At 44.5% G+C, this 8970-nt stretch carries 11 protein-coding genes and 1 pseudogene; 6 read left to right on the forward strand and 6 right to left on the reverse strand.

Features of this window, described 5'->3' with window-relative positions:
* Positions 1-355 precede the first annotated feature (355 nt).
* From tnpA to AB7U36_RS12845, 5 genes are all read left to right on the forward strand, one after another.
* Positions 356-646, forward strand: coding sequence for an IS200/IS605 family transposase (gene tnpA, locus AB7U36_RS12825; protein ID WP_428160158.1), 291 nt, complete (start codon positions 356-358; stop codon positions 644-646).
* A gap of 261 nt (positions 647-907) precedes the next feature.
* Entirely contained in the window at positions 908-1177 is a 270-nt protein-coding gene (locus AB7U36_RS12830; RefSeq protein WP_428160159.1) for a hypothetical protein, read from the forward strand.
* On the forward strand, positions 1155-1511 hold the full coding sequence (locus tag AB7U36_RS12835; protein ID WP_428160160.1) for a toxin-antitoxin system TumE family protein: 357 nt from the start codon (positions 1155-1157) through the stop codon (positions 1509-1511). Before AB7U36_RS12830 ends, AB7U36_RS12835 begins: the two co-directional genes overlap by 23 nt.
* Before the next feature lie 421 nt (positions 1512-1932).
* Entirely contained in the window at positions 1933-3534 is a 1602-nt protein-coding gene (locus AB7U36_RS12840; RefSeq protein WP_428160161.1) for an ATP-binding protein, read from the forward strand.
* Positions 3535-3536: 2 nt separating this feature from the next.
* Positions 3537-5120, forward strand: coding sequence for an ATP-binding protein (locus AB7U36_RS12845; protein WP_428160162.1), 1584 nt, complete (start codon positions 3537-3539; stop codon positions 5118-5120).
* A 105-nt stretch (positions 5121-5225) separates the two neighbouring features.
* Here AB7U36_RS12845 and AB7U36_RS12850 read toward each other — a convergent pair whose 3' ends face one another.
* From AB7U36_RS12850 to AB7U36_RS12860, 3 genes are all read right to left on the reverse strand, one after another.
* On the reverse strand, positions 5226-5675 hold the full coding sequence (locus tag AB7U36_RS12850; protein ID WP_428160163.1) for a helix-turn-helix domain-containing protein: 450 nt from the start codon (positions 5673-5675) through the stop codon (positions 5226-5228).
* A gap of 94 nt (positions 5676-5769) precedes the next feature.
* The gene (locus AB7U36_RS12855) at positions 5770-6141 is read right to left on the reverse strand and encodes a type II toxin-antitoxin system VapC family toxin (protein WP_428160164.1); all 372 of its coding nucleotides are present in this window, start codon (positions 6139-6141) and stop codon (positions 5770-5772) included.
* On the reverse strand, positions 6138-6371 hold the full coding sequence (locus AB7U36_RS12860) for a type II toxin-antitoxin system Phd/YefM family antitoxin (RefSeq protein ID WP_428160165.1): 234 nt from the start codon (positions 6369-6371) through the stop codon (positions 6138-6140). Before AB7U36_RS12860 ends, AB7U36_RS12855 begins: the two co-directional genes overlap by 4 nt.
* A 70-nt stretch (positions 6372-6441) precedes the next feature.
* Here AB7U36_RS12860 and AB7U36_RS12865 point away from each other — a divergent pair, with 70 nt between their 5' ends.
* Positions 6442-6687 carry an AAA family ATPase gene (locus tag AB7U36_RS12865; RefSeq protein WP_428160166.1) on the forward strand — a complete coding sequence of 82 codons (246 nt, stop codon included), beginning with the start codon at positions 6442-6444 and terminating at the stop codon, positions 6685-6687.
* Here AB7U36_RS12865 and AB7U36_RS12870 read toward each other — a convergent pair.
* From AB7U36_RS12870 to AB7U36_RS12880, 3 genes and pseudogenes are all read right to left on the reverse strand, one after another.
* Positions 6623-8044 carry a sigma-54-dependent transcriptional regulator gene (locus AB7U36_RS12870; protein WP_428160167.1) on the reverse strand — a complete coding sequence of 474 codons (1422 nt, stop codon included), beginning with the start codon at positions 8042-8044 and terminating at the stop codon, positions 6623-6625. The two genes, AB7U36_RS12865 and AB7U36_RS12870, sit on opposite strands and share 65 nt — an antisense overlap.
* A 41-nt stretch (positions 8045-8085) precedes the next feature.
* Positions 8086-8676 (reverse strand): Uma2 family endonuclease, encoded by a 591-nt coding sequence (locus AB7U36_RS12875; protein ID WP_428160168.1) that lies wholly within the window; start codon positions 8674-8676, stop codon positions 8086-8088.
* Between the two features lie 10 nt (positions 8677-8686).
* A pseudogene (locus AB7U36_RS12880) lies at positions 8687-8970 on the reverse strand (dihydroorotase); the annotation flags it as partial.

Below are 8970 nucleotides of genomic sequence, written 5' to 3' on the forward strand. Positions count from 1 at the left end.
CCGATCTTGCTCCCCGTGTTTTGTTACCTCCACACGACAGACCGCAGCTACATGTCTAATCAGCAATTTACATGGTAACCTCCTTTCAGGTTACAAGAATGACCAGGCTTATCCTGGCGCACCAAAGGCACTTATTTGAAAATCACAAATGGTGTTAAGACGGTTGTAAAAAATATTAAGCACATTAAAACCATTTTTCATCAAAAAACATTGACGTATGTATCTCGTTGAATTTATTCAAAATACGACAAGATTTTATGTTTTGCAAAAATGAGAATGTTTATTAATAATTTCAAGTTGTTATGGTTAGATGTAATAATAAAATTTTAATTTACTAATGCAGTGTGGGGATTGGATGAAATGTGCTATGTTAAAAATAGCAGAAAAATCGGATTTTGCAATTAAAGAGATAGAGGTAGACCGTGATCACATTCATTTGATGGTAGAGAGTGTGCCCAAGTTTTCTGCATTGCAAATTGTTCGACGATTAAAGCAGGAAAGTACCTATTGTATATGGAAAGAATGGCCACAGCTCCAGAAATTTTTTTGGAAGGAAAAAACTTTTTGGAGTGATGGATATTTTTGTTGCTCAATCGGAAATGCTTCCATTGATGCCGTAAGGAAATATATTGAATCTCAGGGTTAGCGAGTCCGGCAATTCATCCCCTGAGCTAAATACTCAGGGCTTTTCTTGCCGGTTTTCTATAACCCCCATGGGCCGCAAGCCCACAACAAACAATGAAACTAAAGACTCCAACAATTCAGGGCTAAAATGGGCGCCGCAGGCGCTTCGCCCTCTTGTTTCTTGTATCTTGTCTCTAGTTTCATATAAAAATCCATGCCAACGTCTTAAAATCGGGAAGTTATTTATTTTGCGTCCCTAAACATAATTTTTAACAAGGGAATAATGATGATCACTGTAAATAAACAAGATGTAGCAAACTGGCTATTGATGGATTATCAGGCGAATTTACACAACGTAAAAGAAAAGTTGCGGTTTTTCGAACTTAAGTATAATCAGACTTGGAATGTTTTTGAACAAGAAATAAAAAAATCAAAGCAAGAGGATTTTTCTAAATGGGATGATTATATCGAATGGAAATCTTATCTAAAAATTGCCGAAGACATAGCGTTTAAAATCCAAGAGGTCAAGAATGGACATTTTGCAATTACTTGATCAGTCGAATTGGGTAAAAAAATATGAAATTCAGGATTTTAAACAGTGGAATGATGGGTTTTATTACAAACTCAAAATCGTATTTCACGATCAATCCATACTGTTTGCCAGAGAGTATATGGATCAATCGGAACGGAACTACTCTTTTCATTGGCAAGATCAAGACGCTGCACTGATTATAAGGTGGGACAATGCCCCACACCACGACAAGATTGCTACGTTTCCCCATCACAAACACGACAAAAAAGGAATCGTAACTGAAAATATTGAGATCACCATCAAAGAAGTGATTGAAATCATACAGGTTAAAATAAACAAATTCAGGGTAGATTAGAACACTGATTCAAAAGGACAAAGGACTCAATGTCATAAAGTTAAGCACTGAATATTTTATTTTACCATGAAGGACATGAAGAGCATGAAGAATACATACCGAAAAATCAATCTTCATGTCCTTCATGATCTTCATGGTTTGAATTGAAATCATCTTAACTTTATGACATTGAGTGGTGAGATTTAAAACAAGCTGTTTTCTCACTACTCACAACTCAATACTCACAACTTTCATTGTTTATTGTGTCCGTCAGGATATGGCTGTTTTATATGAAACTAGAGACAAGATACAAGAAACAAGAGGGCGAAGCGCCTGCGGCGCCCATTTTAGCCCTGAATTGTTGGAGTCTTTAGTTTCATTGTTTGTTGTGGGCTTGCGGCCCATGTGGGTTATATGATACAGACAGAAAAGGAACGTTATCATGAAAAAGCTTCCCCTGGGTATACAGAATTTTCCTGAAATCAGAAAAGACGACTACGTCTATATCGACAAGACCCCCCTGGCCCTGAAAATGGTCGATTCCGGCAAATACTATTTCCTTTCCCGGCCCCGGCGGTTCGGCAAATCCCTGTTTCTGGATACATTGAAATGTCTGTTTGAAGCAAGAAAAGACCTGTTCAAAGGCCTGTTTGTATATGACAAATGGGACTGGGATAAAACATATCCGGTGATCAAAATCAGCTTTGGCGGGGACGTGTGCCAGTCATCCGAACATCTTGAGAAAACCATTACCGGCCTGCTTCAGAAAAATGAACGAGACAACGGGGTGACCGCGGCAAACAGGGAAACCATCGGCAATTATTTCAAGTTTCTCATCGAGGCCTGCCATGAAAAATATCAGATGCCCGTGGTGGTGCTGGTGGATGAATATGACAAGCCGATTCTGGACAATATCACAGAGGAAGACACGGCATTGTCTGTCAGAAACTTTTTGCGGGGATTCTATTCCGCCATCAAGGATGCGGATGAACACATCAAGTTTGCCTTTCTCACCGGCGTGAGCAAGTTCAGCAAAATGAACCTGTTTTCCGGGTTGAACAATCTGCGGGATATCACCCTGTCCCCGGAATACAGCACCATCTGCGGATATACCCAGATGGATGTGGAAACCGGATTCAAAGAACATCTGGCCCGGACCGGACCCGCCGGCCCGGTGGATCCGGCGGAACTGGCAAAATGGTATAACGGCTATTCATTCTCCGGTGAGCGGGTGTACAATCCCTACGACATTCTGCTGTTCTTCCAGGAAGGCGGAAAGTTCAAAAACTACTGGTTCGAGACCGGCACGCCCACGTTTCTGATGGACATGATCCGGGAAAAACAATACTTTCTGCCGGATCTGGAAAACCTGGAGGTGTCGGAGCAGCTTTTGAACACCTTTGATGTGGGCAATATCCCCATTGAATCCCTGATGTTCCAGACCGGATACCTGACCATTCAAGGTGTCAAACCGTCCCGGATTCCCCATATCAACCGGTATCGGCTGGGATTTCCCAATTTTGAAGTCCGGCACGCTTTTTTAAACTATTTCCTGGATCATCTGACCCAGAGCCACAGCATCCGGGGGATGGTACAGGATGATCTGTATGTCTGCCTGGAAGACCGGCAGGTTGAACATCTGGAGCCGGTGCTGAAGCGCCTTTTTTCCGGCATCCCCTACAATGCCTATATGAAAAACACCATTGCCGGGTATGAAGGGTTTTATACCAGTGTGATCTATGCCTATTTTTATTCCCTGGGCATTGACATCCGGATGGAAGACACGACCAGCACCGGCCGGGCCGACATGGTGATCAAATTCTCCAACGATTTGATTTACATCTTTGAATTCAAAGTGGTCCAGGATGGACAATCCAAAAACAAAAAGCCACTGGTGCAGATCAAGGAAAAACGCTATTTTGAAAAATACATGAAAGACGGAAAACACATTTTTCTCATCGGCATCGAATTTTCAAAAGAGAAAAGAAACATCGTATCTTTTGCCTGGGAACAGGTGGCTGCCGGCTCCCTGGAAGGCGCGTGACCATGAAAAAACTGCCCCTGGGTATACAGAACTTTCCTGAAATCAGGACAGAGAATTACATATATATCGACAAGACTCCATTGGCCCTTAAACTTGCCGACAGCGGCAAATACTATTTCCTTTCCCGGCCCCGGCGGTTCGGAAAATCCCTGTTTCTGGATACATTGAAATGTTTGTTTGAAGCAAGAAAAGACCTGTTTAAGGGCTTGTTTGTGTATGACAAATGGGACTGGGATAAAACATATCCCGTAATCAAAATCAGCTTTGGCGGGGATGTGTGTCAGTCATCCGAACATCTTGAGAAAACCATTGCCGGTCTGCTTCAGAAAAATGAACGAGACAACGGGGTCGCTGCGGCGAACAGGGAAACCATCGGCAATTATTTCAGGGGTCTCATCGAGGCCTGCCATGAAAAATATCAGAGGCGGGTGGTGGTACTGGTGGATGAATATGACAAGCCGATTCTGGACAATATCACAGAGGAAGACACGGCATTGTCTGTCAGAAACTTCTTGCGGGGATTCTATTCCGCCATCAAGGATGCGGATGAACACATCAAGTTTGCATTTCTCACAGGCGTGAGCAAGTTCAGTAAAATGAACCTGTTTTCCGGGTTGAACAATCTGCGGGACATCACCCTGTCCCCGGAATACAGCACCATCTGCGGATATACCCAGATGGATGTGGAAACCGAATTCAAAGAACATCTGGCCCGGACCGGACCCGGTGGTCCGGTAGATCTGGCGGAACTGGCAAAATGGTATAACGGCTATTCATTTTCCGGTGAGCGGGTGTACAATCCCTACGACATTCTGCTGTTCTTCCAGGAAGGCGGAAAGTTCAAAAACTACTGGTTCGAAACCGGCACGCCCACGTTTCTGATGGACATGATCCGGGCAAAACAATACTTTCTGCCGAATCTGGAAAACCTGGAAGTGTCGGAGCAGCTTCTAAACACCTTTGATGTGGGCAATATCCCCATCGAATCGCTGATGTTCCAGACCGGATACCTGACCATCAAAAAAACCGCCACCATTTTTAACCAGGTGATCCATACCCTTTCCTATCCCAACTTTGAAGTCAAGAACGCGTTCAATCAATACCTGATCGGATACTTTACGGAACACCGGTTTCAACCAGATGCCCGGTTATACAGAACCCTGCTCGAAGATGATTTCACGGGCCTCAAGGCACAGATCACACGCCTTTTTGCCGCCATCCCCTACACCGCCCACGGGAACCTGACCCATTATGAAGGATTTTATGTCAGCGTGATCTATGCCTTTCTCGCCGGCCTCGGCTTGGACCTGACCGCAGAAGATATCACTAGCAGGGGGCGGGCGGATCTGACCCTGAAATTTCCCGGGCATGAAAAAATATATATCTTTGAATTCAAAGTGCTTCAGGACGGACATTCCAAAAACAAAAATCCACTGGTGCAGATCAAGGAAAAACGCTACTTTGAAAAATATATGGAAGACGGAAAACGCATTTTTCTCATCGGCATCGAATTTTCAAAAGAAAAAAGAAACATCGTATCTTTTGAGTGGGAACAGGTGCCCGCTGGATCCCTGGATGGAGAGTGACCAGGGCCTGTTTGCCGCGTTTGGCAAGATTGTCTCTTATACCTTAGCTATCGCTATCGCTATATACTCTCAGTCATGAATTAATTTTTGATAATCTTTTTTTCATTATTTGTCCGGCATGATTTTGTTCAAACGATACCTGAAAGACCTTAAGCTCAAATTTAATAACTCGGCTGCCTTACTTTTGTTGCCCTGGACAACTTCCATGGCTTTTTTGACATATGCGCCTTCAATGTCGGACATGATTTTGTCCAGATCCACACCGGACACAACATCTTCCAGATCATAGCGATTATTCTGAATGCCCTCTATCCAGCGCCGACGTTTATGCGATGAGATGGTCAGGCTTTCGGGCAGGATGATATTGGTTGAAGAGAGTGCGACAGAGCGCTCGATCAGGTTTTCAAGCTCCCTGACATTGCCGGGGAAGGAATACCGGTTCAAAAAATCAATGGCATAGGACGACAGCTTTACAATATCCTTGCCCAATTTTTTCGAGTATTTCTCCACGAAATGGGCTGCAAGCAATTCAACATCCCCTTTTCTATCGCGCAACGGCGGCACTTTGACGGGTATGACGTTAAGCCGGAAATTGTTGTAATAGTCATAATTAACCTCTTTTTCCAGATTGTGTAGTAATGTTGGTACACTATATCAATTTACAATCATATTTTTTAATTTTTGAATCGTCCGACATCAGGGTCAGCTTGTTTGTCATGGATTGTGCAACCAGCATTCGGTCAAAGGGATCTTTATGAAAAAATGGAAGACTTTTTAAAAGTAAGGCATCTTCCCCTGTGAAATTCAATGTCTCAAGTCCCATTTCCATAGCCATTTCCAAGGGATTGAAAGTGATATTAATTTTGCCGATGGAATGTTTTATCATGAGTTCGGCTATGCTGATTGAACTGAAAAACACCTCATTTACTGATGATTCAAGTTCATAACGTCTGGCATCGGTCAGTTTCTCAGGACAGGATAGCATCCATAAATAGATATGGGTATCCACGAGGATTCTCATTCTTCCTCTCCATAAAACATGGCATTGAGCGCCTCGTCTTCTTCCAGAAAATCATCGGGTATAATTATCTGCCCTTTCATCTGGCCCAACTTGCGTTTTGACTTTATTTTGTGGGCCACCAGCTTGACCAAGGGAAGATTCTTTTTGGCTATAATAACCTCCTCACCCTGGTATGCCATATCTATCAATTTGGAGAGCTTTGCTTTTGCCTCTGACACATTGACAATCATTTTGTCTCCTTGGGTTTAAAATGATGTAAATAAACAACATATTAAACTCACTATATCCATTCAGACCAACTTGATCAATAAATTACTGGATATCGATAAAACACAACAGGCATTCGCCTTGGCTGAACAAGGGATCTATTATTTCCTTTCCCTTCCCCGGCAGTTCGGCAAATCCCTGTTTCTGGACACACTGAAATGTCTGTTTGAAGCCAGAAAACATCCCTTAAGAAAAATTGTCAACCTTGCTTCAATTATCCTGCATCACGATCCCCGGATTCATTTTTGTCCGGCGTGGTTTTATCCAGGCGATACCTGAAAGATCTTAAGCTTAAATTTAAAAGCTCAGCGGCCTTGCTTTTGTTACCCTGGCAAACTTCCATGGCTTTTTTGACATATGCGGTTTCGATTTCAGACATGATTTTGTCCAGATCCACACCGGATATCACATCTTCCAGGTCATAGCGGTTATCTTTAACTCCCTCTATCCAGCGCCGACGTTTATGCGAGGAGATAGTCAGGCTTTCGGGCAGGATGATATTGGTTGAAGAGAGTGCGACAGAGCGCTCGATCAGGTTTTCAAGCTCCCTGACATTGCCGGGGAAGGAATACCGGTTCAAAAAATCAATGGCATAGGACGACAGCTTTACAATATCCTTGCCCAATTTTTTCGAGTATTTCTCCACAAAATGGGCTGCCAGTAATTCAACATCCCCTTTTCTATCCCGCAACGGCGGCACTTTGACGGGTATGACGTTAAGCCGGAAAAACAGATCTTCCCTGAAATTGCCGTCAATGACCTCCTGCTCCAGCTTTTTATTGGTAGCAGAGATAATCCTGACATCCACATCAATTTCCCGGGTGCCGCCCACGGGCGTAAACCGGGTTTCCTGGACGGCACGCAAGAGTTTTACCTGCAGAAATGTGGACAGTTCCCCGATTTCATCCAGAAAAATAGTGCCGGTATTGGCCGCCTCAAACAATCCCTGTTTGTCTGCCACAGCCCCTGTAAATGATCCTTTAACATGACCGAAAAATTCGCTCTCCATGAGCGTCTCCGGAATCCCGCCGCAGTTGACCACCACAAAGGGCTTATCTTTGCGCTCAGAGTTATCGTGGATGGCCCGGGCGATAAGCTCCTTGCCTGTCCCGCTTTCACCGGTGACCAGGACATTGGTCCTGGTGGGGCTGATCTGGCGGATCCGCTGGTAAATCGCCTGCATGCCCGGGCTGTTGCCGATGATACGGTTAAAATGCAGGTGGCTTTTAAGTTCAGTTGACCGGTACGCCTTTTCCTGCTCCAGGGTCAAAAGCGCCAGGGACTTGGCAATGGTGGCGCAAAGTTCATCATTATCAAAGGGCTTGGGCACAAAATCGTAAGCCCCCTCGTTCATTGCCTCCACAGCGATTTCCGTTGTAGAGTAGGCGGAAATCATGATCACCACGGTATCCGGGTGCTCCTTTTTCACGGCCCGCAACACATCCAGGCCCGTAATGTCGCCTAAACGGATATCGGTGAGCACCAGATCGTATTTTTTCTGCTTAATACTGCCCAGGGCCTGCTTGCCGTTTTTGGCAAGCGTGACCTGATACCCTTTTTGGGACAAAAGCATCTCCAGGAACTGGCGCATGCTCAGTTCGTCATCCACCACCAGAATGCTGTGTACGTCTGCCATTGAGTCCTATCCCAGGTTATTCGTCCCAAGGATTAATTTTTCTATCTCTCGTCAACGCCAAGCCCAACCCGGTAATATATATCTGATAACAGCACCTCAGCATCAACAGAATCTATGGTAACGCGCTGCTTCATGTCTTCATAGGAGAAGTATCTCCAGCTATCATCCCCACGAATAAACCTTTCAACCTGGCAATGATTCTGGGAGACCAGGATATACTCCTGAAGCGAAGGAATAAGCCGGTAACTGGAAAATTTCTTCCCCCGGTCATATGCTTCAGTTGAGTCCGAAAGAATTTCAATAATAACAACCGGGTTAAGCAGAGTCTCAACACCATTAATTTCTTCCAAAAGAATATCGTCACAGACAATAACAATATCAGGATACGTATACTGTTCCTTTGCCTGGATTTTAACCCGCATGTCACTGGATAGATTTTCACATGAAGATCCCTTTAGCAGAACCCCCAATTCCCGTTCTATATTTCTACTGATCCGATTATGATTTAAACTGGCCCCGGTCATGGCAAACATCTGGCCGTCAAAAAATTCATGCTTGATCTCTGAATTTTTTTCAAATGCAAGATATTCTTCCGAACTCAACCATTTCTTTTCTTTCAGCTGCAGGGTCATGGCTATTCCTCTAACAATCTATAGCGTAAACAATCCGGCCGCCAACAATGGTCAAAACGGCCGCACCCGTGAGCCTGCGGCCGGCAAAAGGCGTATTGCGTCCTTTGCTGACAAATGAATTTGGATCCACGGTCCAGCCGACATCCATATTAATCAGGGTGAGATCCGCCGGGTTGCCCGGCACAATATCGTTGTTGATCCCCATGAGATCTGCCGGGGCTTTAGCCATTTTTTGCACCAGCTGCGCCAGGGTCAAATGGCCCTGGGCCACAAGCGCCAGGCTTAGCCCCAGGG

This window comes from Desulfobacter sp. (genome assembly GCF_050177295.1).